Raw genomic sequence first — 24,740 nt, forward strand, 5'->3', positions numbered from 1 at the left:
ACCAGACCACTTGGTCCTTGATTGTGTCGAGTTTGGCCAGTGCCTGCTCAACGCCTTCGGGCGTGCTGAGCGTGTCATAGATGTCTTCTTTGGCAACACCGTCGCAGTAGAGGGCCCATTCCATGTTGTCGATCGGGCGTTTCTGCAGCGAACGCTTGCCCGGATACTTTTCAAGGTCAAAGACGTCGCAGACGGTGGTCGGCGGAGTATCCCCAACCAAGTCGGTGCGATAGCCGAAAGTTGTCGAATAGACGATCTGCGGAACAAAGCAGTCGGAAACGATCAGTTCGCCAAAGTCCTCAGTTGCCGGCGTCCCATCGGGAGCCGCGGCGAGAATCGCATCGTGATCCAGTTCTTCCGCCAAGCCTTCGTCGCAAAGGCGCATGGCGTCCGATGCCACGACGTCAACGACGTCCCAGGTGACATTGCCGGCTTCGTTCATTGCCCGGAGCTTTGCGACTGCTTCGGCCGAGCTTTCGTCGTTGATGATCTTGACGCCGGTCTTTTCCGAGTACGGAGTGTGATAGGCGTTCTGCTGCGAGGCAGAATACGCGCCGCCCCAGGACACGATGGTCATTTCATCGGCCATGTCCTGCGCAATCGCGGCAGGAGCAATGAGTGCCGTCGTAGCAACCAGAGTAGAGAGTTGCGAAAGTTTCATGTTTATCTTTCTCCTTGTTGAACTTGGTTCTTGTGGTGGATTGCGCGCCGAAGTGGACAATCCAGCGCGCAAGAGCGCCTTGTTAAGCGTCAAGTGCGCGGCAGTCCTCGGGAAGCCAGCCGATCTCAATCTGCTGGCCCGGCTGCAAGCGGACTTGGTCCGGCGCGTTACGGGTTTTGATGACGAATTCATCGTTCCCGGCAACGCGCAAACGTGTGCGGAAGATATCGCCCATGTAAATGAACTCCAAAACTTCGGCGTTCAGTGTGTGGGCGCCTTTCTGCAAACGTTCCTTGTTGTATTCAACTCGCTCTGGACGAATGGAAACCCGCGTGCGTTCCCCCGGTTTGCTTACGTTGACCGGTTTGCAATCGATCAGACCGCCGCCGTCCAACTGGACAACTGCGATACCGTCCTTGATTTCCTTGACTTCGCCTTCTAGCGTATTGTTCTCGCCGATGAACTGGGCCACGAAGCTGTTGGACGGTTCCTCGTACAGAGTATCTGGTGGTGCGAGTTGTTGGATAACGCCGTCGTTGAACACCGCGACCCGGTCGGACATTGTCAACGCTTCGGTCTGGTCGTGGGTCACATAGACCACCGTGATACCCAGGCGGTGCGCCAAGTGGGTGATTTCGAACTGCATCTTTTCCCGCAGTTGCTTGTCCAATGCACCCAGAGGTTCGTCCATCAGAACCAGTTCCGGTTCGAAAACCAGAGCGCGGGCCAAGGCGATCCGCTGTTGCTGACCACCTGAAAGCTGCGCCGGCCGGCGTCCACCGAATGCGCCCATTTCGACCATGTCAAGCGCGCGCTTGACCTTCTCTTCGCGCTCGGACTTGCCCATATTTCGGACTTCCAGCGGGAAAGAGAGGTTTTCGGCAATCGTCATGTGCGGGAACAGGGCATAGTTTTGAAACACCATGCCGATGCCGCGTTTATGAGGTGGGATGTTGTTAATGGAAACGCCACCAAGCCGGATGTCGCCGTGAGTGGCAGTTTCGAAACCGGCCAGCATCATAAGGCAAGTGGTTTTTCCGGAACCCGACGGACCGAGCATCGTCAGAAACTCGCCTTTGGGCATTGTTAGATTGAGATCTTTGACGACCAGAGTCTCGCCGTCATAGCTTTTTTGCACGCGCTCAAATTCGACGAACGCGCTGTTGTTCGAAGCGTCGGCCAAGTTGTCTCCCCATTTGCTGTTAGGCAGATTTCCTCTGCGCTTTTTGTGATCTAATCACACCAAGCATAACGAGCGCTAGGCATGAAATTAATAAATTTCGGTGACCGAAAGTAAGATTTTCGTCATTACCGCGTATAGGGTCACTGATTTCTGTCGTTGGAATTTGAATGCAGCTTTGGTATGCGGCAGCGACTCAGAGCGACACTGTTGTGCAACAATGCGACATTCTTTGGATGTGTATCCGGTTTTGGTTGCACACAGGAAGAAGCTGCCGTTGCACAAGTTGCAAGAATTGGGCCGGTCATTCGAAATGACCGGCCATGCCTCAAGTTGTCCTGGCTTTTTGGCCGAGTGTTACGCAGCTTCCTTCAAAAGATCCCTGTCAAGGATTTCGGCATAAGCTTCGTCCAGTGACTTGCGGATGCGGACAAACATCTCGTCGATCTCTGTATGGGTGATAACCAGCGGCGGAGAAATGATCATGCGGTCGCCGACATGACGCATGATCAGGTTGTTTGCAAAACACTTGTCGCGGCAAATGTATCCGATCGTACCTGGTTCGGACGCAAATTTTGCCCGTGCCTCTTTGTTGGGGGTCAGGGCAATCGACGCCATCATACCGACGATCTTGGCTTCTCCAACCAGTGGATGATCGATCAGGGCTTCCCACTTTTCCTTGAGGTATGGGGCGGTCACGTTTTTCACACGCCCGACAATGTCTTCTTCCTCCATGATGCGGAGGTTTTCCAGAGCGACTGCTGCGGCAACAGGATGGCCCGAATAGGTATAGCCGTGGTTGAATTCCACACCTGCAATCACTTTGGCAACCTCGTCGCAAACGATCGAGCCGCCTATTGGTGCGTAGCCCGAGCTGAGGCCTTTGGCGATGGTCATGATATGCGGTTTGATGCCAACAGTTTCCGAGCCGAACCAGTTGCCAGTACGACCGAAGCCACAGATCACTTCATCCGCGATCAAGAGGATTTCGTATTTGTCGCAAATCCGCTGGATTTCAGGCCAATAGCTGTCGGGCGCCACGATCACACCGCCCGCGCCCTGAACCGGTTCGGCAATAAAGGCGGCAACGCGGTCTTCGCCAAGCTCGAGAATGGCTTCTTCCAATTCACGTGCGCGTGCAAGGCCGAATTCTTCGGGGTCCATGTCAGTGCCTTCGGCCCACCAGTTGGGTTGATTTATATGGTGGATGTTCGGAATCGGGATGCCGCCCTGAGCGTGCATTGCCGGCATCCCGCCGAGCGAGGCAGAGCCGACGGTGGAACCGTGATAACCGTTCTTGCGGCTAATGATGATATTCTTGCCAGATTTACCTTTGCTGTCCCAATAGGTACGCACCAATCGAATGTTCGTGTCGTTGGCTTCGGAGCCGCTCCCAGCAAAGAACACATGATTCAAGTCACCAGGCGCCAGGTTAGCGATCTTTTCCGCCAATGCGATCGCAGGAACATGGGTCGTCTGAAAGAACGTATTGTAATAAGGCAGTTCCCGCATTTGCCGCGCGGCAACCTCCGCAAGCTCGTCGCGGCCATAGCCGATGTTTACACACCACAGGCCTGCCATGGCGTCCAGAATCTCTTCCCCCTCACTGTCGGTCAGAAACACGCCTTTGGCGCGGGTGATAACGCGCGCGCCCTTTTTTGCCAGTCCGTCGTTTTCAGTGAACGGGTGCATGTGGTGGGCCGCATCAAGGGCCTGAAGCTCGGCTGTGGGCATGTGATTGGTGATCGTGGACATCGTGAAATCTCCTGCGGAATCTGTCGACCTTCACAATATGATCAAATTTGGCGAAGTCAATCGAATCACTTCGCAATGATTATTTTGAGAGAGCGCCCGCCATAAGTTCCATGCCTTGCTCGACATCATGGGCCATAGCCCGTCCGACGCCTGCGGCGTCTTTATTGCGTAGGCATTCCACTATGTCTTTGTGTCGATCCGGAAGGCTGTGCGTGCCGAAGCGACCGCACACGACGCGCAAAGAGGGGCCGAATCGTAGCCACAAACGTTCTGCCAGATCGCACAGGACAGGAGCGTCGGCATGGCTGTAGATTGTTGTGTGAAACGCATAGTTGTTCAGTAGATACCCGCCAACATCACCAGCAGAGATGCACTCGTCAACGCGGCGATCGATGTCTTCCAGGGCATCTATTTGCTTGGGGGTCATAAGACCTCCGGCACGCCTTGAAAGCTCTGATTCAATTACTTTTCTTGCGAAGATCAATTGCTCGATATCGCCCTTGCTCAAAATGGGAACGCTGACCCTGCGATTTCCCTGAAAAACCAGAGCCCCATCGGATATCAGGCGTCTGATCGCCTCTCGTACCGGAGTCATTCCGGCACCCAGCGAATCAGTCAGCCCTTGAATCGTCACAGGCTGGCCGGGAACCATCTCGCCGAACAGGATTTGTGATCTGAGCACGTGATAAACTTGCTCATGTGCGGGGCGTTTTTCGTCGCTTGAATTTCGGTCAGAAGCTCTATTTTTGATCATATTCAAAAGGTTTATCCTGATCTTGTTGGTCTCGGAATGCAGCGCACGACGCCGCTTGAAACCATAAACTGTATTGCCGTGGAACGCAAAACTTGATCAAATCCAAAAAAACGGGATGATAACGGTACATTCGCAGGGAGAGAAACATGACATTCAAATCGCTGACACTCACGACCGTATTCGCGTTGGGGACCTCGGCTGCATTCGCCGAAGAGGTGCGCGTCTACAACTGGTCGGACTATATCGACGAGGATTTACTGGCCAAGTTCCAGGAAGAAACCGGCCTGACGCTGATCTACGACGTATTCGACAGCAATGAGGTTCTGGAAACCAAGATGCTCGCCGGTGGCTCGGGTTATGACGTTGTGGTTCCGTCGGGAACGTTCTTGCAACGTCAGATCCAGGCCGGGGCGTTCCAGAAGCTGGATACCAGCAAGCTGCCCAATGCAGACAATCTTTGGGATGTAATCCAGGAACGGACTGCGGGATATGACCCCGACAACGCCTATTCGATAAACTACATGTGGGGTACCACCGGGATCGGTGTGAATGTTGGCAAGGTGAAGGAGATCCTGGGAGAAGATGCGCCCATCGATAGCCTTGAACTTGTGCTGAACCCGGACAACATGTCGAAGCTGGCGGGATGTGGTGTGCATTTCCTGGATGCGCCGGCAGAGATGATTCCAATGGTGCTGAAATACATCGGTGAAGACCCGGATAGCCACGATCCGGATGTAATCGCCAAGACCGAGCCGGTATTCATGGCGATCCGGCCTCATATCCAGAAATTCCACAGTTCCGAATACATCAATGCGCTGGCAAACGGTGATATCTGCGTCGCTGTCGGGTGGTCTGGCGACATCCTGCAAGCGCGGGACCGTGCGGCTGAAGCCGATAATGGGGTGGAAATCGCTTATCACGCGGCCAAAGAAGGCGCGCAGATGTGGTTTGACCAAATGGCAATTCCGGTTGACGCTCCGAATCCAGACGGCGCGCACAAATTCCTGAATTTCATTCTCGATGCCAACAACATGGCAGCAGCATCAAACTATGTCTATTACGCCAACGGCAATAAGGCGAGCCAGGAGTTCCTGGAAGAGGATGTGATTGGCGACCCGGCGATCTACCCGGACGAAGCGACCATGGAAAACCTCTTTATTACAACGCCCTATCCGGCAAAGACCCAGCGCGCGGCGACGCGCCTGTGGACCAAGATCAAGTCGGGAACCTGATCTTGAGGGGCGGAGTGGGTTTTACCTTCTCCGCTATTTCTATCGGTGAAGTCAACTTAACGGGGGTCCGTTTTGAATTCTTCCGTCTTTGCGCCGTGGGAAGATCCACAGGCGAAACCATTGATCCAGTTTCAGAACGTCACAAAACGGTTTGGTCAGTTCACTGCGATCGACAATCTTTCGCTTGATATCTACGAGCGGGAGTTCTTTGCCCTTCTGGGTCCATCCGGCTGCGGTAAGACCACCATGATGCGGATGCTTGCGGGTTTCGAAAAACCCACCGAAGGGCACATCATGCTGGGTGGGAAGGATATCGACCCTATTCCGCCAAACAAAAGGGCGGTGAACATGATGTTCCAGTCCTACGCTTTGTTTCCGCATCTCAGCGTTTGGGACAACATTGCCTTTGGCCTTCGCCGCGACAACATGCCGAAACTGGATCTGGAAAACCGTGTCGAAGAAATGCTTCGCCTGACCCGTCTGGAACAGTTCGCCCGCCGCAAACCGCACCAGATTTCTGGTGGTCAGAGACAGCGAGTGGCTCTGGCCCGGTCCTTGGCCAAAGCGCCCAAACTTCTGTTGCTGGATGAACCCCTCGGAGCGCTTGACAAAAAGCTGAGGCAGGACACCCAGTTCGAACTGATGGACATCCAAGAAAAAACGGGCACCACCTTTGTGATCGTTACCCACGATCAGGAAGAAGCGATGACCGTCGCCAGCCGTGTCGCAGTGATGGATCAGGGTAAACTGATGCAGGTGGCCACGCCGGACAAGATCTATGAAAACCCTGCGTCGGTTTATGTGGCTGATTTCATTGGAGACGTGAACATCATCGAAGGCCGGGCAACGCCCGACGGCGAAGATACTTACAAGGTCGACTGGGCCGACGGGCAAGCACCGATCATAACCAGATCAGCTCAGACGTTTGCCACCGGTCAGACCTGCCATCTGGCGATACGGCCGGAGAAAGTGACGATTTCAGCCGAGCGTCCTGCAGATGCAGCCAATGCCGTTCAGGGTAAAGTGCACGACATTGCCTATCTGGGCAACTTGTCGACCTATCATGTTGAGCTACCGAACGGCACGATCATCAAGGCGCAGACGGCCAATACACGCCGTATCTCGCGCCGCTCCTTCACTTGGGAAGACCCTGTCTGGCTGTCGTGGACAGCTACGGCTGCGGTGCCGCTGGCAGACTGATGCGTCGCTTCGTCCTGATCGCCGTCCCGTATTTCTGGCTTTTGGCGCTGTTTCTGGTGCCTTTCGCCATTGTTCTCAAGATATCGCTGTCGGACACGGCGCTATCAATACCGCCTTACGTTCCGCAATTCGACTGGGCTGAAGGCATCGGGGCCTTCCTTAGCGAGCTGGATTTCGAAAACTTCATCTTCTTGACCGAGGATGCCTTGTACTGGAAGGCTTATCTGTCGAGCCTCAAAATCGCGATCATCTCGACATTCCTGACATTGCTCGTGGGGTATCCCATCGCCTATGGCATGGCCCGGGCGCCCGAAGAATGGCGTCCGACGCTGATGATGCTGGTGATTTTGCCGTTCTGGACGTCGTTCCTGATCCGGGTTTATGCGTGGATGGGTATTCTGAGCAACGAGGGTTTCCTCAATCAACTGTTGTTGTGGACGGGAATTATCTCGGAGCCACTGACGATCCTGAACACACAAAAAGCTGTCTATGTCGGTATCGTCTACACCTATCTGCCCTTCATGATCCTGCCTATCTATTCTGCGCTCGACCGGCTTGACGGCTCGTTGATCGAAGCCGCCGAGGATCTGGGGTGCTCTCGTACACAGGCTTTCTGGCTCGTCACCGTGCCGCTGTCGCGCCCCGGCATCATCGCCGGGTGTTTCCTGGTGATGATCCCGGTGATCGGCGAGTTCGTGATCCCGTCGCTTTTGGGAGGGTCCGGAACGCTGATGATCGGCAAGGTTCTTTGGGAGGAATTCTTCTCGAACCGCGACTGGCCGGTTGCGTCGGCCGTGGCCGTGGTGCTGCTCCTGATCCTCGTGATCCCGATCGTGCTATTCCAGCGCAACCAGCAGAAACAGGCGGAGGCGGAAAAATGAACAGGCTTAGCTGGTTCAACGTTGTCTCGCTGACGCTGGGATTCGCGTTTCTTTATATCCCGATGGTCATCCTGATCATCTTCAGTTTCAACGAAAGCAAACTGGTTACCGTGTGGGCCGGGTTCTCGACCAAATGGTATGGGGAGTTGATCCGCAATGAAGCATTTCTGGATGCGGCGTGGGTGACGCTGCGGGTGGCGGTGTTTTCGTCGACGCTCGCAACAATTCTCGGGACAATGGCAGCGTATGTTCTGGTGCGCGGTGGCCGTTTTCTGGGCCGAACAGTGTTTTCTGGCATGATCTATGCCCCGCTTGTAATGCCTGAAGTAATCACTGGCTTGTCGCTACTGCTTTTGTTTATCGGCATTGGTCTGGATCGAGGTGTTTTCACAGTCGTGCTTGCACATACGACGTTCTCGATGTGCTACGTTTCTGTCGTGGTCTCGTCGCGTCTGGTGACGTTTGACCAATCCTTGGAAGAAGCTGCACTTGATCTGGGTTGCTCCCCGGCGCAAGCCTTTCGTTTGGTAACACTCCCGATCATTGCGCCTGCGGTGATATCGGGCTGGTTGCTGGCGTTTACGCTGTCGCTGGATGATCTGGTCATAGCGTCGTTTACCACCGGTCCTTCAGCCACCACCTTGCCGATCAAGATCTTCTCGGCGGTTCGTCTGGGGGTCAGCCCGGAAATCAATGCCTTGTCCACCATCATGATCGGCATCGTGACCGTAGGGGTTATCGCCGCGTCGCTGGTGTCCAAACGCGCGATGGTCCGGCAAAAACAGGATGAACAGGCAGCGGCTCGCGCGCAATGAAGCGGATCTTTCCAGACTACACCTATGGGCCTGGTCCGCGGAACGGGTGCTGGTGGGATCAGACAATTCAGGCGCCGTCTTGGCCAGTTCTCGAAGGTGATCTTGAGGTGGATGTGACCATCGTCGGCGGGGGTTTCACAGGCATCTCGGCGGCGTTGCATCTTGCTAAAGCCGGTGTTTCGACTGCCGTGCTTGAGGCCGAAACACCGGGATGGGGTGCATCCGGGCGCAACGGCGGGTTCTGTTGTCTCGGCGGGTCCAAGTTGAGCCAAGATGCCATGCGGCGTCGATATGGCCGCACCGCCACCGAAGCATTCGAAGCGGCAGAGGTCGAGTCCGTGGAACTGGTGTCTCGATTGTTGCAGGATCACGGAATCGACGCTGACAAACACTCGAGGGGCGAAACGCAACTGGCCCACACGGCGCGGGCAATGGATGCCGTGCGACGGCGGGCGGAAGCAGGGGGCGTTGTTCATGAACGCAAAGATCTGGCGGCATTGGGATTTGGTGGCCAATTCTTTGGCGGCTACACCTATCCCGTCGGTTTTGCTTTGAACCCCCGAAAATATCTGTTCGGTCTTGCCTTTGCGGCACAACAAGCGGGGGCGAGGCTTTTCCAGAAAAGCCCCGCGCTTTCGATCCAAAGCAGGGCGGCGGGCCATACGGTGGCGACCGCGAACGGACGGGTTACATGTAAAGCCATTTTGATTTGCACGAACGGGTATTCAAGCGAGGACATGCCGGATTGGCTGGCCGGTCGGTACATGCCCGCCCAATCCACGGTTATGGTGACGCGCCCGCTGACAGAAGTCGAGCTTGAGGCGCAAGGCTGGACATCGGATCAGATGGCCTATGACACCCGCAATCTGCTGCACTATTTCCGGCTCATGCCGGATCGGCGGTTCCTGTTCGGAATGCGCGGTGGATTGCTTTCGTCCCCAACCGCTGAGCGTGCGATCCGAGTAAAAGTCAGGCGGGATTTCGAACGTATGTTTCCCGCTTGGGCAATGGTCGAGGCGACAAATATGTGGTCGGGGATGGTGTGTCTCGCGCGCAGCTTGACGCCTTACGTCGGCCCTGTTTCTGGTCTAAACGGTGTGTTCACGGGTTTTGCCTATCATGGCAACGGCGTGGCAATGGGCACTTATGCCGGGCGCGCCTTGGCGCGTTTGGCAATGGGACAGCCTTCGGGTCTCCCCGGCCCGATGTCACGACGCCCGGAGAAGTTCCCGTTCGGTCGCTGCCGTCGTATACTGATGCCGCCGGCCTATGCCGCGATGGGGCTGGCCGATCTGTGATCTAGAGATCGCTCAAAGCGTCCAGTTCCAGCTGCAATCCGGTCTCGTAGTCCTTGGCGCCGTTTCGACTGCGCCACAGGCAATAGGCAGCCATGCGCCAGCCGAACCAGTGGCGCAATTCATGATATCGCGCGACAATATCGACATCGTGATACGCGTCCAGAAAACACTTGATTTCGTCTTGGCTCAGCGGTTGTCCCCGGTAAAGCCACTGCATGGCAGGTGACAAAAAGAGCGCCAAATCTTCGCAGGGGTCGCCAAAGGCGGGACATTGCCAGTCTATGAGCGTCGCACGCTTTCCTGAGATCAGTATGTTGCCCGCGACCGGGTCGCCGTGAATCAAGCGTCGGTCGGACAAGGGGGGAACATCCCTGTTGGGGCGGCGGAGCATCACTACGTCTCGGTCATCCGGTTCGCAAAGGTTCAGGATATCCTCGGCATGGCGTGCCAGGTCATCGCTTCCGTTACATCCTTCGGGAACGGGGATCGTGACATTGCTGCTGTGTAGTCTGTTCAGAAGATGTGCCACGGTCTCGGGGTTTTCGCGCCAGGGTGATCCGGGTGCATGATCATAAAGCACCCAGCTTTCTGCGCCGCAGACACCAGTAGCCCTCAGTTGTGGAACAAAACCGCTACTCTTGAAGACACGCAGGCATTCCGCTTCAAGCCGAGCGTCATTGCGAAACAGGGGATTTGCAAAACCGCTTTGATACAGTTTGAGAACCTGATCCGAATGCTGGCCCGCGAGTTTCCAAACCCGGTTGGTCCTCCCGCCATATAGCGTTTCGAACCTGTCGCCGGAGCAATACACGCCCAATTGCAGCAGGTCCTTGATCAAAGCGTCCGGAGGAGGCGAGTCCACGGTCAAGGTGAGTTCCTTGTATTACGGTTCGGCATTGGCGATTTTTCGCCACCGTTTGACCTGTCCTGTCCATTAGATCAACTCTTCGCTCGCACCGATGCGACATCTGAGGGCAAAATCGTCTGCCCGCCGGAAAGCACAAGAGTAATTTCGCCACCTGCCACCTGCGCTTCAAAGACTTTTTCACTCACCGCCGCCAGAGAGTTTTCGACCAGTACATCCTTGGCATAACTTTCGACCGCAAAAGAATAGAGGCCGAAAGGAACAGCGTTTCCGCTGCTGTCCTGGCCGTTCCAGACGACGGATTGTGTAGTGGTGGAGAATTCGATTCGGTCAACGGTTGCGCCGTTTGAATCGACGATTTTCAGAATAGCTTTGTCGGCATCGGGTACACGAGGCCAGGATATGGTCACCGGCTCGCCTTGGTAATTTGCAGGTGCAACTGCAGTAACCTCCAGTCCGACCCAACCTGCCAACTCTGAAAAACCGGGCTGTCCCAGTTTTGCGACGAGTACCGACAGGGTTTCATTAGTTTTCACCTGCTGTTCGACCATTGAAAACTGTGCCAGCTGTGCCGCATATTCAGACGAGCCGATAGGTTCCAGGGGGTCCTGGTTTTGCGCCTGTGCAGTCAGCATCTTGAGAAATGTCTCGAAATCGGATGTAAGTGCGGACGTGCTTGATGCTGATGTGGTACCAGAAGTTCTGGTGTTCGTAGGCAAGATTGGTTCGATAGTTCCAGACATTATTCAAATCCTCAGATCAAGACCCGATCCCGCAACTCGAATGGGTCGGGTATCGAAGATTTCACGGTCGTCACTTGAGCTCTCCGGATTTGGTGTCTTTTCCTTTCTGGACGAGCCTTGATCGCGATTGTGAAAATCAAAAGAGATAGAGTTATACCCCAGTTCGCGAAACTCGGCGGAAAGCTCTGAAATATGGCGGCGCATCAGGTCCAGCGTTTCGGCGCGATCACCCGTGATCGATAAAACCAAGACGTCGTCCTTTGTGCTCAACCCCATGGAAACGCGCCCCAACTCTTGGGGATTGAGGGTTATTTCGATCTTGTCAGTCCCGGGCTTAGCGGAAATTGCGGCGGACAACTGTCCGCCGATGAACCGCACTGTCTCGACCCTTGTCGTCGGCATGTAACTGTTTTCTTTTGACAGCCCGACTTGCGTCACGTCAAACCCGCTAATGGTGTCATCACTGTGCGAACTTGGCCAAAGTTCGGAGTGCGCACGATCAGTATCCAGCAACCGTTCGAGGTTTGAAACGCCAAAGGACATCGCAGACATTTGTACTGGTTGAGCCATCACTTTGAAGCCAGTCGCCAGAGAGCTGTCCGCTTTCTCAGCAGGCGTGGGTGAGGCAGAAGCCGTGACATCTGTTCTGATCTTTTCTTCCGAATCGTGGCTGGTCGCCAGATCCGCCGCAGCGACCTTGGTGTTCTCGAGTTTTCCCGCCACTTTGACAGTGGCCTCCGATACGGCTGCCCCGCTGTTCTCGGAGTCCAGAATTGCGCCAGCGCGGATGGCCGCTAGCGATTGTCGCGCGCGAAAATCTGCATCGCTTGTAACCGCAGATAGAAATTGACTGCCCGGGCCAGCGAACTCTGGTGCTTTCGTGTTCTTTCCTAATTCAGGTTCTGCCCGAGATCGGTCATCCTTCTGTACGACAGAATTTAAGGGGTCGGGCGGCTGTTCCGCGTCGTTGGTCAAGGTGACCTGGTCTTTTCCTGAATTTGGCGCACCCGCACCCGCGTCTGCATTGGGTTTCCCAGAAATTTCGAATGCACGAGCATCTTCGAGACGTTCGTCACCCGGGGTTTGTGCTCCTGTTGATAAAAACTGCAAATCATCCTGACCCAGCTTCTCATCCGGTGTTTCCGAATTCTCTGCGTCGGGCAAATGCGCGGTATCGGACGACTCTGCCGTGCTATTGTCGTCAGCCGCTTTCATGAAACTGTCGAAGGGCCTTGCGTCTTTTGGGGGCTGTGCGGCGTCCCGCGACAGAGCGGTTTCGGGCCGGCGCTCTACAGCCGGGCCAGAGCCGGTCGGATTTATGGGGCTGATTGTGTTCATTGCCACCTGCGCAATTGTTGATCGCTCCAGATTGATCCCCAACCGGTTATTTTTTTTTTAACCGCCATACGATTTCATCACCCCGTTTGAACGTAATTTTCGAGGTGTCTTATGCAGATTTCGCGACACGCACCGTCTGTGCCTTTTGACAGCGCAATTCCTCACCAGGCCCAAGCCGCCTGGAAAGCGGCGCAAGATGTTGAAGCGACCTTTCTGGCAGAAATGCTGAAATCCGCAGGCCTAACGAAATCAGGCGGTGCTTTTGGCGGTGGGGTAGGAGAAGAACAGTTTTCATCCATGCTTGTTCGCGAGCAAGCGGAACATATGACCAAGGCAGGCGGTATCGGCCTGACCGAAATGATTTTCAACGTTTTGATGGAGGCTGAGAATGGCACACGACAGTCGGAATGACCTGATCAGCGCGCTATTTGAGGTGTTGGAGAAAGAGCAGGCCATATTGATTAAGGGTCGACTTGATCAGTTGGAGGCCCTGACGGAAAAAAAAGAAAGCCTGATCAACGAATTAAAAAATGGTCAGGACGGCGAAACGGGCGCGCTGCGCGGACTACAAAGCCAGATCGAAAGGAATCAGTTCCTGCTGCAGGGTGCGATGGAAGGTATTCATAATGTTGCCTCTCGCATCGCGGAAATGAATCGCGTCAAGCAAGGGTTTGAGGTGTATCAGCGCGATGGTCGCAGAGATCGTTTTGCAATACGCAATGACCGAACCCTGGAAAAACGGGCATAGATCGGCGTTGATTCAAATTGACCAAATGAAGGCCGCACCCTTTAGCAATCCATTAGGACATCATCGCCCAATTTGAGGGTGCACCTAACGAACGGGTGGCGCGATGTCCTCAAGGTCAATCGCAAAAGTCAGAAAGACACCAAGCCCGCTACTCCGCGCGGGATGAAACAGGGTGACAAATCACCCATGGAAAGAGGAAATAAAATGTCCAGTATTCTGACGAACAATGGCGCAATGGTCGCGCTGCAGACCTTGAAGGCGGTCAACAAGAACCTCGGCATGACCCAAAGCGAGATTTCGACTGGCAAGTCTGTCGCCTCCGCCAAGGACAACGCGGCGGTGTGGGCGATTTCAAAGGTCATGGAATCCGATGTAAAGGGGTTCAAAGGGATTTCCGACAGTCTGTCGCTGGGGGAATCGACCGTGGCGGTGGCGCAAAACGGTGCCGAATCCGTGACCGATCTGCTGACTCAGATCAAAGGCAAGATCGTTGCCGCACAGGAAGAAAACGTCGACCGTGGAAAGATCCAGACCGACATTTCTGCGCTGCGGGATCAGATCAACTCGGTAGTCGGCGCTGCACAGTTCAACGGCCTCAATCTGCTGACCAACAAGGATACGGCCGCTGGGTCGGGCACAGTTCAGGTTCTCAGCTCGCTGGACCGGAACCCGGATGGCACGGTGGATGTCAGCCACATTGACGTCGGTAAGTTCGATTTGGGCATCGAAGCGACTGATTGGTCGGTTGGTACCGCTGCGGCGGCTGGATCGGGCGCAACAATCAGTGGCGGTCTTGATGCTGCCTCTGCAGTCGCATTGACTGGCGCCGCAACCGCACCCACGACCACTTTGGTCGTCGACAGCGTAACGGCCGGAACCGGCATCCAGATCAACATTTCAGGTGCTGCGGGTACGGTTGGGGCGGCTTTCGATGATGCGAGCCGGGACGTATCCTATGTGGCCCGTGATGGTGACACGCAGGCTGACGTTGCAAACGGGTTGGCCAAGGCGTTCAACGAACGAGTCGCTGCGGCTATTGAGGACGGCACGCTGTCCGCAGGGTCCAGCCTCGCTGCGTCGGTTTCTGTCGCGTCCGATGGCGTCGCTACGATCACCTTCACAGGTGAGACTGGCACCGGCAACAATGTGTCGCTTCAGGCAATTGAAACTTCGGATGTTGCGATTGGGGGCGGCCTTGAGGGGCTGGCTGGTATCGATGTGTCCACCGAAGCCGGCGCAAAAAGTGCGCTGACTGAAATCGAAAGCCTGATCCAGACATCGATCGATGCGGCAGCCTCGTTCGGCTCGGCTCGCGGTCGGATCGAAACGCAGTCGGATTTTGTCTCCAAGCTCAGCGACTCGCTGAAGTCCGGAATCGGGGCGATGGTCGACGCGGATATGGAAGAAGCTTCGGCCAGATTGCAGGCTCTGCAAACCCAGCAACAGCTTGCGGTTCAGTCGCTGTCGATCGCCAACCAAGCGCCGCAGACGATTCTGTCGCTGTTCCGCTGATTGTGGATCCTCGCCGGAGCGCGGAAACGCGCTCCGGCAACAAAACCCAGCCTGAGAGAAATCGGAAGGATCCCAAGTGACACCGCAAACACTCGCTCAGAAAGCTTATGCGCAGGCGCATGTGCCGATCAGCACCCCGCGAGATACGGAGTATGACGCGATTTCGCGCATTACACACAGACTGAAATCAGCAGCTTCCAAACAGAATGTCGAGTTCGGCCGATTTGCAGAAGCTCTGCACGAAAACCGGAGGCTCTGGACCCTACTTGCTACAGAGGTTGCGGATAAGGAAAACGCGTTGCCTGAGGACTTGCGGGCCAGAATCTTCTATCTTGCCGAGTTTACCCATTACCACAGCGGCCTGGTCTTGTCCGGCAAAGCCACAGTGGATCCGTTGGTAGAAATCAACCTTGCGGTAATGCGGGGGTTGCGCCGAGTGGAGCTTGCGGCATGACAGGGCTGGTTCTCAAACTTGCGCCGAAAGAACGGGTTCTGATCAACGGCGTCGTGATCGAAAACGGCGAGCGCCGAAGCCGATTTTCGATCATGACACCACAGGCGAATGTGCTGAGGCTGCGCGATGCCATTCACCCCGATCAAGCCACAACCCCGGTTAGGCGTGTGTGTTATGCAATACAGCTTGTCCTGTCGGGGGATATGAGCGGGGAAGAGGCACGCCTGTCACTGCTTCGTCGTGTCGAAGAGTTGAGCCAGGTGTTCACCGATCCTGACAGTCGGTCGATTCTGGCAGAGGCAACTGATGCCCTTATTTCCGGGCAGTTTTACAGATGCCTCAAATCGCTGCGCTCACTCTTGCCTCGCGAGGAACGGTTAATGGCGTACCGGCAATGAGCTTTCGGCCCGTAATACCCTCGGATGGCTTGGTTGGGTGGCGGTTTTTGCAGCGCACTTACCTCACCCAATTTCAGGCTTTCTCCAAATCACCGAGGCTGGAGCGGGAATCGCAGTATTTCCTCGAAAAGATCCCAAGTATCAAATCGGCCAAAGACCTGGTATCCGACCGGCAATTGCTGCGGGTTGCTTTGGGGGCTTTTGGGTTAGAGGAAGATATCAACAACACCTACTTTATTCGCAAGGTTCTCGAAGACGGAACCCGCGCGGATGACGCGTTGGCGAACCGGCTCTCGGACCAAAGATATCGTAACTTTTCGGCCGCTTTCGGATTTGGTCCCGGAGAGACGGCGACAACCAGAACGTCCGCGCAAATGGCAGAAATCGTTCGCAAAAACCTGTCGTCCCGTTTTGAAATTTCTGTTGGTGAATCCAACGAGTCCATGCGGGTGGCACTGTACGCACAGCATGAGTTGCCGGCGCTGGCTGGGGGTCCGGGTAGGGAAGATGCAAAATGGTTCCGACTGATGAGCCTGCCGCCCTTGCGCGAAATGATGGAAACGGCGCTGGCGTTGCCGTCCACATTTGCGCAACTTGACATCGACAAGCAACTAGAGGTCTTCAAAGATAAACTGCGTGCCCGAACCGGGTCTTCTGACTTGTCGCAATTCACCCAGCCGCAAAAGCTGGCAAGCCTGACCACTGTTTTCCTGGCGCAATCGCAGATATCAACGTTTGCCACAGGAACCAACTCGGCCAGCATCGCGCTGACTTTGCTTCGACGCGGCCGGTGATGATTGTTGCGCTGCTCCCGAAAAGCTAGTCGATTCAGCCGGAAAGATTGAAAATCAGAACTAAAGCTAGTCGTGCCCCATTCCGGCGGAGTCGGCTTGAGTACGAACCGCATACGAAACAACCGGCTCTGACACGTTGTGAAGCTGCACTTTTCCCAACGGCGTCACGTCGGAACAGGACGGTTCGATGTCTTGTGAAACGACAATTCGGTGGCCGGCAGTTTTGCCGTAATCTCCTAACCGAGCCGCGATATTGGCGGCCTGACCTATGACGGTGAAGTCCAGTCTCTCTTGCGAGCCGACATTGCCAAATGTCACGCGACCATAGGAAAGGCCGATTGCGCAATCGCACCGGGCGCCCACGCCAGTGGCACGCAACGCGGCCAAGCGTTCGACAATCTCGACTGCCGAGCGTTGCGAGTGAATTCGCGCCATTGCCGGGTCATCACCAGCCGGGAAAACGGCCAGCACCGCGTCGCCGATGAACTTCAGAACTTCACCACCATGCTCGTGCACGATACCAGAGACGGTTTCGAAAAAATCATTCAACAGCTTGATGTATTCTGCTCGCCCCAGTTTTTCTTCCAGCATGGTCGAGCCGCGCAAATCGCAGAACATGATCGCGGCATCAATCTCATCCCCGTCTCCGCGCCGGATGTCTCCACCCAATACCCTCGCGCCGGTGCGTTTTCCAACATAGGTTTCCAGAAGAGTCTGTGCGTTTTCGCGCTGTGTGAACACTTCGTAGAACCGCCCGATGATGGCCGAGCATTCAAACACCAGCCCGAGATTTTCCGTGGTAAACCCCTGCGGATGATCACATGTCAGCGTTAAAACATTCGTCCGCCCGTCGGAAAACGGCATCGGCATGGCGACATAGTCGGTCGCCCCCTTGGCGCGCAGATCCTCCATGATCGGAAAGCTGTTTTCGGGGAAATCGTCGGTCAGCCGTTGCCGTACTCCTCCCAGCCCGTTCGACACATGCCGCAGCGGGCTGTTGGTATAGGCGGGATGGTCATAGATTTCGTAAGTTGGCGCAAAAGTGGAAATCTCTTTCTCCCCTTTTTCCCAGATGTAGTGCTTTCCCGCGATCAGCGGATGCAGTGACCAGACGAGGATACCCAGACGTTGGATCGCAATTCCCTGTTCCAGCATCTTTTCGGCCAGCTCTTGGGTGAATTCTTCGGGTGTCGCGATCGCCGACGCTCCGCGCATCAGCCAGTTGATCAGGGGTCCGCCGACATTCCCGTCTTCGGGTTCGACAAGCTTGTTTCCTCCAAGGTCGATCCGTGTGTAGGCACCGGGCATGAAGCCTACATAACCCTGAATACCTTCGCTCTCGGGTAGCGCATCTTCGTATGCCCATATCGAGTTGGGCACATGTGCTTCCCCCAAAACCAGGTCGCGATACGTTGCCGTGCCCTTAAAGGGACAAAAGGTCTGCAATTCAGTCGGTGCGCCAAGCGCCACCTTCACGTCTTCTTTCGGGAAGTAGATCGTTGGTGACAGGCGCGTTTCATACATGACCTTGGCGCGAACGCTCTCGGCCAGCAGAATGTCGCCGCGATAGGCGGCAATACGGCCTTTCAACGGTTCGATCGAGATGCTGTACCCTTTGGTGCGCGGGGTGCTGTGGACGTTCATGCGCGGCCTCCTTTCCCCTGAGCTGAAACATAAGGATGGGCGCGGCAACTGCGCTTGCCAAGGGCACGCTCCATGTTTTTACCGATTGAGAGCTGGCAATCGCTCAGATCATCTGAATGACGTCTTTTTCGATCGCCAGCATATATCCTTTGCGGGCGATGTTCTTGACCAGCAACTCGCTGACCATCTGGTTCCCCAGCGCGTCGCGCAGACGCTTGATCCGCGTGGCTCCGGCCGCTTCGTCGCACTCAGACGCGTGCTTGCCTGAAATCATCCCCTCGATCTCGGCGCCCGATAGAACTTCGTCGTCAAGTCGGGATTCGGCCAGAACAGACAAAGTTTCCATCGCTGCCGGGGTCAGTTTGAAATCCATGTTGTTGAGATAGACGGTGTTCTCTTCGCGACTTATCAAAAGGGAGGTCACCTGAATCCCAGTGCGTTCGATCTGTGCCATGCGGCGGTTCAGCAGGACAAGCATCGCCAGAAAAACCAGCGCGGCGATCATCATCGCGCTGGCAAACACAAGAAGAACAAAGATCACCATCCGGTAACTCGACAGCGTGTCCGCAAACGCGGTTCCGGACTGTGCCAGAATTTCCAACAACTTGATCTCGGCCTGCGACGTCAGGTCGCTTTCAACAAACAGCCGCTCAACCCGCGCATTGAATGCGTTTGCATCCGGTAGGGTCCAGAACAAAAGCGCTGCTGCGATGATCAGGATCACAACGATTGCGGCAATGCCCAGTCCGACCAGCCGCGTTCCCGAGCGCCGGGCTTCAGAAACGGAGATAGAACTGTCCGGCATTCGCCTTCCTCTTGTTCAGGCCTTCCGGGCCAAAGACCGATATCACATTCAAAAGCTTCCAGCCCGCTGCGTTCAGCCGCGCAGACACTTCCTGTTTCGCGCCACCCTGCGAGCAGTTTGATACCTGCATAACCCCATAGTGAAGCCGCAAAGGTGAATCCTGCTTGGCTTTATAGTCGGCATAGCAGTCTGCCGCATGCGCTGCGGGTGTCAGGGATATCAGGGCCGCAGTGGCCAACAAAGTGAGGATCTGTTTCATAAGCGGCATCCTGCGCGGGCTTCGCGCGATATTCAATAACCACAGGGCCTTGCCAGCAATGATATCGGATAACAAAGGAACGATATTGCCTGTCTGAAGCGGGTGCAGACAGGTTCGGTGCATCACAGGGCGGTCCTTACCCATGGATCGCGGATTACATTGAAAGGACATGCACCATGCACCGTAAATTCATCGCTCTGATCGTAGCCACCGCCATCGGAATCACTGGTATTTCTGCATCAAGGGCGAAAGCCGCAGATGCGCATGACATTCTGGGTGGCCTGGCTGCAATCGCGATAATCGGAGCCGCCGTCAATCAATACAACAAGAACAAGAAAGAGGATCGGTCGCAATCGGTGACCCGTTACTACGACAATCGCTATGACCGGCATCACTATGATGACAACAATTTCGACAGCCGAAGCCGCGACCGGCGTCATGCCCGTCCTATTCCGGGACATGTGGCGCGATACGATCTTCCGCAAAGATGCTTGAGGACATTCAATGGATACGGGAGCAACCGACCCGTCTTGGGTCAACGGTGCCTGAACAAACACTACAAACATGCACGCAAGCTGCCCGAGTCCTGCAAGGTTGGGTTCTGGAATGGGCAACACGTACGTCACGCCTATGAGCCAAGCTGTCTGCGACAGCAAGGATATCGCGTCGTCCAGTATCGCTGAGTTTCGAGCACAGCGGCGCCGCAGAAGCACCGCGTTGGGGAGGGTGGCACTTGGCCGCCCTTCCTTTTTTCTTGCGCCATGAGGCAAAACGCGGTTTTCCATGAAGATGACTATGCCCAGTTTTGATATTGAAATGGCGCTTCGGGCGCGTGGCTATCTCAGGATTGCAGGGGTCGATGAAGTGGGTCGCGGCCCTTTGGCCGGGCCTGTTGTTGCCGCAGCAGTAATTCTTGATCCGGGCAACATCCCCGAGGGGCTGAACGATTCCAAGAAGTTGAGTGCGAAACGCCGCATGGGGCTGGATCAAATTTTACGAGAGTCCGCCGAGGTATCGGTTGCTGAGGCAACCGTTGAAGAGATTGACCGAGTTAACATTCTGCGTGCCTCTCACCTGGCGATGGAGCGCGCGGTCGCGGCCCTTGATCCTGCACCCGACTATCTGTTGATCGACGGCAACATGATCCCGCGCGGCCTTGGCCTGCCGAGTCAGGCGGTGGTCAAGGGCGATACGCGATCCGTATCAATTGCGGCGGCTTCAATTGCGGCGAAAATATGGCGCGACCGGGTGATGGTGGATTTGGCGCAACAGCATCCTGGCTATGGCTGGGAGAGCAACGCCGGATATCCGTCAAAACAGCACAAAGAGGCGCTCCGAAATCTTGGGGTGACCCCACACCATAGGCGTTCGTTCAAACCTGTCCACAATATATTGTATCAAGAGTAATTCGTAACCCTCTGATTCAAAAAAGAATTTGACGGCGAATCAGGATTGACTCATCCTTGTCTCAACCAAATGAGCGCAAAAGCGCCGTGGAATCTGAGGCAGAGAAATGACCACAACCAAGACCAAGGGCGCAACCGCGCTCCCGTTGAACACGATCCTTTCCGGCGACTGCATCGAGACGATGAACAGTCTGCCCGAGGCGTCAGTGGACCTGATTTTCGCGGACCCACCTTATAACCTGCAACTCAAGGGGCAGCTACACCGCCCTGACAATTCCCAGGTGGACGCGGTTGATGACCATTGGGACCAGTTTTCGAGCTTTGCGGTCTATGATCAGTTCACCCGCGACTGGCTCAAGGCTGCGCGGCGCTTGCTGAAACCCAACGGTGCAATCTGGGTCATCGGATCATATCACAATATTTTCCGCGTAGGGTCCGCACTTCAGGACGCTGGATACTGGATCTTGAATGATGTCGTGTGGCGCAAATCCAACCCGATGCCGAATTTCCGCGGCAAGCGCCTTACAAATGCTCATGAAACGATGATCTGGGCGTCGAAATCCGAGGGCGCGAAATATACGTTCAACTATGAGGCGCTGAAGGCGTTGAACGAAGGTGTACAGATGCGCAGCGACTGGGTGCTGCCGATTTGTACAGGACATGAGCGCCTCAAAGACGAAAACGGGGACAAGGCACATCCGACGCAAAAGCCGGAATCGTTGTTGCATCGTGTGCTGATCGGATCGACCAACCCTGGTGACGTCGTGCTGGACCCGTTCTTTGGTACTGGTACCACTGGCGCCGTAGCCAAGATGCTGGGCCGGGAGTTCATCGGGATCGAGCGGGAAGAGGCTTATCGCAAGGTCGCAGAAAAGCGCATCGCCAATGTGCGCAAGTTCGATCGTGAAGCGTTGGAAGTCAGCGCCAGCAAGCGCGCCGAGCCGCGCATTCCCTTTGGCCAGTTGGTTGAACGTGGCCTTTTGCGTCCGGGAGAAGAGTTGTACTCGATGAACCGGCGTCACAAAGCCAAGGTACGTGCCGATGGCACTTTGATCGGAGACAACGTCAAAGGCTCGATTCATCAGGTTGGGGCGCATCTGGAAAACGCGCCGTCCTGCAATGGCTGGACCTATTGGTGTTTCAAGCGCGAGGGCAAAACTGTCCCAATTGACGTGCTGCGACAGCAGGTACGTGCCGAATTGTACAACTGAAACTCACTCAAATTCTCACTCATACCGCCGGTGCCTGTGGCCTGACACATGGCACTATGACTTGCCCCGCCGAAAACGGCGGGGCCTTTTCCTTTGTCGTCCGGGGTGATTGGATGGACCGGGAATTTCCCGTCTGCTGCTTGACTGCAAGAGGCCCCGGCATGACCGACACAAGCATCTTCCGTTCACGATTGGATCGGTTTTCCATCTCGCGACCGGATGAGTTCGATCTGGAAAACAAATACACCGAAGCCGCACTGGAGCGACACAAGCGCGAGGGGCTGGAACTGGCGGTTCGCGCGCGCTGGATCGCGATGGGTCTGACTGCGCCGCTTTTGGTGTTTCTCAATCCGAACTGGGATGTTCTCTATTATCATTTCATACTCGCGCTGATTTGCGCCAATGGCTGGCTGATCCGGCGGGCCGGGCGGGTCGGGCAATCGCGGTTGGAGCTGTTTCTGATCTTTGCCGATTTGCTGATCATGACGCTGGGCATGGTGATTCCGAACCCGTTCAGCGAAGACGTTCGACCGCTTGCGATGCAGTACCGGTTCGACAACTTTCAGTATTTCTTCATCATCCTGGCTGCCGGAACGCTGGCCTATTCCTGGCGCACGGTGATTGCCATCGGAACATGGACCGCAGCCATGTGGACGGTCGGCTGGATCGTGGCATGGTGGGTTGCAACTCCGGTTCCGGGTCTCAGCGAGCAGTTTGCCAAGGCTTTTGCCGGGTTCCCGGATGTAGCCCAGTTGCTTGATCCCAACAGCTTCATGATCCCGCAGCGTATCCAGCAGGTCGTTGTCTTCGTGATGGTCGCCGTGACCCTGGGCGTGTCCATGCGGCGACTCAACCGGTTGTTGATGACCAATGCGGGGCTGGAGCGGGAGCGGGCCAACCTGTCGCGCTATTTCTCGCCCAATGTGGTTGAGGAACTGAGCCAGAACGACGAGCCGCTGAAACAGGTGCGCGAGGCCGATGTGGCGGTTTTGTTTATCGACATAGTGGGTTTTACGAAATTCGCCGCCTCTCGTGATCCTTATGCGGTGATCGAGGTTTTGCGTGGCTTCCATGCACGGATGGAAAGCGAGGTCTTTCGTCACGGTGGCACGCTCGACAAATATCTGGGCGACGGTCTGATGGCGACCTTTGGCACACCGCTGGCGGGCGATCGGGATGCATCGAACGCGCTGGCCTGCGCGCGTTCGATGGTTGACGTCATCGACCGGTGGAACCTGGACCGGTGCCGCGCGGGCGAGCCTGAGATACGGGTCGGCATAGGGATACATTTCGGCGCGGTCGTGCTGGGGGATATCGGTGCCAACCGGCTGGAATTCGCGGTCATTGGCAATGCGGTGAATGTTGCCGCCAAGCTTGAGGCGCTGACCCGCGATTTCGACACCCGAATCGTGATGAGCGACGATTTGCGGCGACACGCGATGCAGGATGCCGGTGCGAAACCCGAATTGCTGACAGGATTCGAGTTGCGTAAGGATCAGAATATCCGTGGTGTCGATCAGCCACTGGATGTCTGGACGATCTGAGAAATGCTCCCGCCAGTTGGAAGCGCATCAATGATGCGCCTCCTCCTGTTGGGCCGGGCATCGCACGGGGCAAACCCCGCGCGATGCGGCCGTGACTTTTACCGGGGGACCGGGTTCTGGGCCTTGCTATACGGCTTCCAATTGGTGATCTCGGGATAGTACTGCCGCCGCCATGCGCGAACGCGTGGGTTCATCACACGGCGCCAGAGTGGCGGGATCATCGCAGCCACGGTCATCACCGGATAGCCATAGGGCAGTTGCGGTGCGGCATCGGGCGTATGGTTCTGCAACAACGGAAACCGGCGGTCGGGCTTGTAGTGATGGTCGGAGTGGCGTTGAAGGTTGATCAGCAGCCAGTTCGACGCCTTGTGCGCCGCGTTCCAGGAGTGGCAGGGGCGGACATGTTCGTATTTCCCGTCCCCGAGATGTTTCCGGGTCAGGCCGTAATGTTCGACATAGTTCACAAGTTCCAGTTGCCAGATTGCCGTCGCTGCCTGAACGAGGAACAGGCCCAGCCCCGCCCATCCGCCGATTAGCAGCGCCAGCAAAAGCATCGCAGCCTGCAACGCCCAGTAGCGCCAGAACGGATTTGACGGATCGGTCCATGGAAGATCCTTGCGGGCGAGCATGTCCCGTTCGGCGCGAAAGGCCGAGCAAAGGCTTTGGCGCAGGACGCGGGGATAGAACCGGTGGAAGCCCTCGTTATAGCGTGCCGTCACCGGGTCCCGTGGTGTTCCGACATAGCGGTGATGCACCAGCAGGTGTTCGGAGCGGAAATGCGAATAGAGCGTCATCGCAAGCAGGATGTCGCCCAGCCATCGTTCACCCCGGCTTTTCTGATGCATCAATTCGTGGCTGTAGTTGATGCCGATGGTGCCTGACAGCACCCCCATTCCGAAAAACAGGGCGATCTTTTCGCCGGTATCCAAATGGTTTGCGCTGGTGGCATACCAGATCAGGCCGAACAGGGTTACGAACTGGACCGGCACCCAGACCTTGGTCAAAAGGATATGCCAGCCGAGCGCATCGTCGGGCGTGTCGGGGTCGGAGTTTGCCAGGTCAAGACCCGTCAGGTGATCCAGAACGGCAAATGCCCACCATGTCGCAAGGGGGACAAGGATCAACCACCATCCTCCCAAGACCGCCGTGAACCAGATCAGGGGAACCAGCAGGTACGATATCCAGTAGGGGAGTGCGGATTGCCCGGAGGGCGGAGCTTTGGTCGCGTTCATTTTCGAGATCC

At 55.9% G+C, this 24,740-nt stretch carries 26 protein-coding genes; 15 read left to right on the plus strand and 11 right to left on the minus strand.

Annotated elements, in window-relative coordinates:
- From AC2FNB_RS12785 to AC2FNB_RS12800, 4 genes are all read right to left on the minus strand, one after another.
- A partial coding sequence (locus tag AC2FNB_RS12785; RefSeq protein ID WP_496746839.1) for an extracellular solute-binding protein occupies positions 1-661 on the minus strand: 661 nt, incomplete at its 3' end.
- Positions 662-743: 82 nt separating this feature from the next.
- Positions 744-1,844: an ABC transporter ATP-binding protein gene (locus AC2FNB_RS12790; protein ID WP_496746841.1), complete on the minus strand. Its 1,101-nt coding sequence runs from the start codon at positions 1,842-1,844 to the stop codon at positions 744-746.
- Positions 1,845-2,198: 354 nt separating this feature from the next.
- A complete protein-coding gene (locus tag AC2FNB_RS12795; protein WP_496746844.1) occupies positions 2,199-3,596 on the minus strand; it encodes an aspartate aminotransferase family protein in 1,398 nt (465 codons plus the stop codon).
- 79 nt (positions 3,597-3,675) lie between these two features.
- Complete coding sequence (locus AC2FNB_RS12800; RefSeq protein ID WP_480749072.1) at positions 3,676-4,350, minus strand: GntR family transcriptional regulator; 675 nt, start codon at positions 4,348-4,350, stop codon at positions 3,676-3,678.
- 146 nt (positions 4,351-4,496) lie between these two features.
- Between AC2FNB_RS12800 and AC2FNB_RS12805 the strand changes: the two genes are divergently transcribed.
- The 5 genes from AC2FNB_RS12805 (at position 4,497) to AC2FNB_RS12825 (ending at position 9,776) form a co-directional block, all read left to right on the plus strand.
- A complete protein-coding gene (locus AC2FNB_RS12805; RefSeq protein WP_496746847.1) occupies positions 4,497-5,582 on the plus strand; it encodes a polyamine ABC transporter substrate-binding protein in 1,086 nt (361 codons plus the stop codon).
- A gap of 72 nt (positions 5,583-5,654) precedes the next feature.
- Positions 5,655-6,782 (plus strand): ABC transporter ATP-binding protein, encoded by a 1,128-nt coding sequence (locus AC2FNB_RS12810; RefSeq protein WP_480748919.1) that lies wholly within the window; start codon positions 5,655-5,657, stop codon positions 6,780-6,782.
- Positions 6,782-7,663: an ABC transporter permease subunit gene (locus AC2FNB_RS12815; protein ID WP_480748918.1), complete on the plus strand. Its 882-nt coding sequence runs from the start codon at positions 6,782-6,784 to the stop codon at positions 7,661-7,663. The genes AC2FNB_RS12810 and AC2FNB_RS12815 overlap by 1 nt, the downstream gene beginning before the upstream one ends.
- Positions 7,660-8,478, plus strand: a complete 819-nt coding sequence (locus AC2FNB_RS12820; protein ID WP_480748917.1) for an ABC transporter permease — start codon at positions 7,660-7,662, stop codon at positions 8,476-8,478. Before AC2FNB_RS12815 ends, AC2FNB_RS12820 begins: the two co-directional genes overlap by 4 nt.
- A complete protein-coding gene (locus AC2FNB_RS12825) occupies positions 8,475-9,776 on the plus strand; it encodes an NAD(P)/FAD-dependent oxidoreductase (RefSeq protein WP_496746849.1) in 1,302 nt (433 codons plus the stop codon). Before AC2FNB_RS12820 ends, AC2FNB_RS12825 begins: the two co-directional genes overlap by 4 nt.
- Before the next feature lies 1 nt (position 9,777).
- On the opposite strand, the gene AC2FNB_RS12830 is transcribed toward AC2FNB_RS12825, so the two are convergent.
- The 3 genes from AC2FNB_RS12830 to fliK all read right to left on the minus strand — a co-directional run bounded on the left by AC2FNB_RS12830 (position 9,778) and on the right by fliK (position 12,764).
- Positions 9,778-10,638 carry a phosphotransferase family protein gene (locus AC2FNB_RS12830; RefSeq protein WP_496746905.1) on the minus strand — a complete coding sequence of 287 codons (861 nt, stop codon included), beginning with the start codon at positions 10,636-10,638 and terminating at the stop codon, positions 9,778-9,780.
- 77 nt (positions 10,639-10,715) lie between these two features.
- Positions 10,716-11,384: a flagellar hook capping FlgD N-terminal domain-containing protein gene (locus AC2FNB_RS12835; protein ID WP_480748915.1), complete on the minus strand. Its 669-nt coding sequence runs from the start codon at positions 11,382-11,384 to the stop codon at positions 10,716-10,718.
- Between the two features lie 3 nt (positions 11,385-11,387).
- Positions 11,388-12,764: a flagellar hook-length control protein FliK gene (fliK, locus tag AC2FNB_RS12840; RefSeq protein ID WP_496746853.1), complete on the minus strand. Its 1,377-nt coding sequence runs from the start codon at positions 12,762-12,764 to the stop codon at positions 11,388-11,390.
- Positions 12,765-12,833: 69 nt separating this feature from the next.
- Between fliK and AC2FNB_RS12845 the strand changes: the two genes are divergently transcribed.
- The 6 genes from AC2FNB_RS12845 to AC2FNB_RS12870 all read left to right on the plus strand — a co-directional run bounded on the left by AC2FNB_RS12845 (position 12,834) and on the right by AC2FNB_RS12870 (position 16,628).
- A complete protein-coding gene (locus AC2FNB_RS12845; protein ID WP_496746856.1) occupies positions 12,834-13,133 on the plus strand; it encodes a rod-binding protein in 300 nt (99 codons plus the stop codon).
- The gene (gene flgN / locus AC2FNB_RS12850) at positions 13,111-13,470 is read left to right on the plus strand and encodes a flagellar export chaperone FlgN (protein WP_496746858.1); all 360 of its coding nucleotides are present in this window, start codon (positions 13,111-13,113) and stop codon (positions 13,468-13,470) included. Before AC2FNB_RS12845 ends, flgN begins: the two co-directional genes overlap by 23 nt.
- Positions 13,471-13,674: 204 nt before the next feature.
- Entirely contained in the window at positions 13,675-14,982 is a 1,308-nt protein-coding gene (locus tag AC2FNB_RS12855) for a flagellin N-terminal helical domain-containing protein (RefSeq protein ID WP_480748911.1), read from the plus strand.
- Between the two features lie 76 nt (positions 14,983-15,058).
- Positions 15,059-15,436, plus strand: a complete 378-nt coding sequence (gene flaF, locus AC2FNB_RS12860) for a flagellar biosynthesis regulator FlaF (RefSeq protein WP_480748910.1) — start codon at positions 15,059-15,061, stop codon at positions 15,434-15,436.
- Positions 15,433-15,834, plus strand: a complete 402-nt coding sequence (flbT, locus tag AC2FNB_RS12865; protein WP_496746861.1) for a flagellar biosynthesis repressor FlbT — start codon at positions 15,433-15,435, stop codon at positions 15,832-15,834. The genes flaF and flbT overlap by 4 nt, the downstream gene beginning before the upstream one ends.
- Positions 15,831-16,628: a DUF1217 domain-containing protein gene (locus tag AC2FNB_RS12870; protein WP_496746864.1), complete on the plus strand. Its 798-nt coding sequence runs from the start codon at positions 15,831-15,833 to the stop codon at positions 16,626-16,628. The genes flbT and AC2FNB_RS12870 overlap by 4 nt, the downstream gene beginning before the upstream one ends.
- Before the next feature lie 66 nt (positions 16,629-16,694).
- Here the strand turns inward: AC2FNB_RS12870 and AC2FNB_RS12875 are convergent, their stop codons facing one another.
- The 3 genes from AC2FNB_RS12875 to AC2FNB_RS12885 all read right to left on the minus strand — a co-directional run bounded on the left by AC2FNB_RS12875 (position 16,695) and on the right by AC2FNB_RS12885 (position 19,336).
- Positions 16,695-18,272, minus strand: coding sequence for a DUF427 domain-containing protein (locus tag AC2FNB_RS12875; RefSeq protein ID WP_496746868.1), 1,578 nt, complete (start codon positions 18,270-18,272; stop codon positions 16,695-16,697).
- Positions 18,273-18,375: 103 nt separating this feature from the next.
- A complete protein-coding gene (locus AC2FNB_RS12880; protein ID WP_480748906.1) occupies positions 18,376-19,077 on the minus strand; it encodes a winged helix-turn-helix domain-containing protein in 702 nt (233 codons plus the stop codon).
- Positions 19,049-19,336 (minus strand): hypothetical protein, encoded by a 288-nt coding sequence (locus tag AC2FNB_RS12885; RefSeq protein ID WP_480748905.1) that lies wholly within the window; start codon positions 19,334-19,336, stop codon positions 19,049-19,051. Before AC2FNB_RS12885 ends, AC2FNB_RS12880 begins: the two co-directional genes overlap by 29 nt.
- Positions 19,337-19,512: 176 nt before the next feature.
- On the opposite strand from AC2FNB_RS12885, the gene AC2FNB_RS12890 reads away from it, so the two are divergent.
- The 4 genes from AC2FNB_RS12890 (at position 19,513) to AC2FNB_RS12905 (ending at position 23,497) form a co-directional block, all read left to right on the plus strand.
- Positions 19,513-20,019 (plus strand): hypothetical protein, encoded by a 507-nt coding sequence (locus tag AC2FNB_RS12890; protein WP_496746877.1) that lies wholly within the window; start codon positions 19,513-19,515, stop codon positions 20,017-20,019.
- 112 nt (positions 20,020-20,131) lie between these two features.
- Entirely contained in the window at positions 20,132-20,743 is a 612-nt protein-coding gene (rnhB, locus tag AC2FNB_RS12895; RefSeq protein ID WP_496746881.1) for a ribonuclease HII, read from the plus strand.
- Positions 20,744-20,849: 106 nt separating this feature from the next.
- Entirely contained in the window at positions 20,850-21,953 is a 1,104-nt protein-coding gene (locus tag AC2FNB_RS12900) for a site-specific DNA-methyltransferase (protein WP_496746884.1), read from the plus strand.
- 161 nt (positions 21,954-22,114) lie between these two features.
- Positions 22,115-23,497 carry an adenylate/guanylate cyclase domain-containing protein gene (locus AC2FNB_RS12905; RefSeq protein ID WP_496746886.1) on the plus strand — a complete coding sequence of 461 codons (1,383 nt, stop codon included), beginning with the start codon at positions 22,115-22,117 and terminating at the stop codon, positions 23,495-23,497.
- Positions 23,498-23,595: 98 nt separating this feature from the next.
- Here AC2FNB_RS12905 and AC2FNB_RS12910 read toward each other — a convergent pair whose 3' ends face one another.
- Positions 23,596-24,729: an alkane 1-monooxygenase gene (locus AC2FNB_RS12910; RefSeq protein ID WP_480748901.1), complete on the minus strand. Its 1,134-nt coding sequence runs from the start codon at positions 24,727-24,729 to the stop codon at positions 23,596-23,598.
- Positions 24,730-24,740: the final 11 nt, after the last annotated feature.

This window comes from Ruegeria sp. BHSB058, from assembly GCF_059613285.1.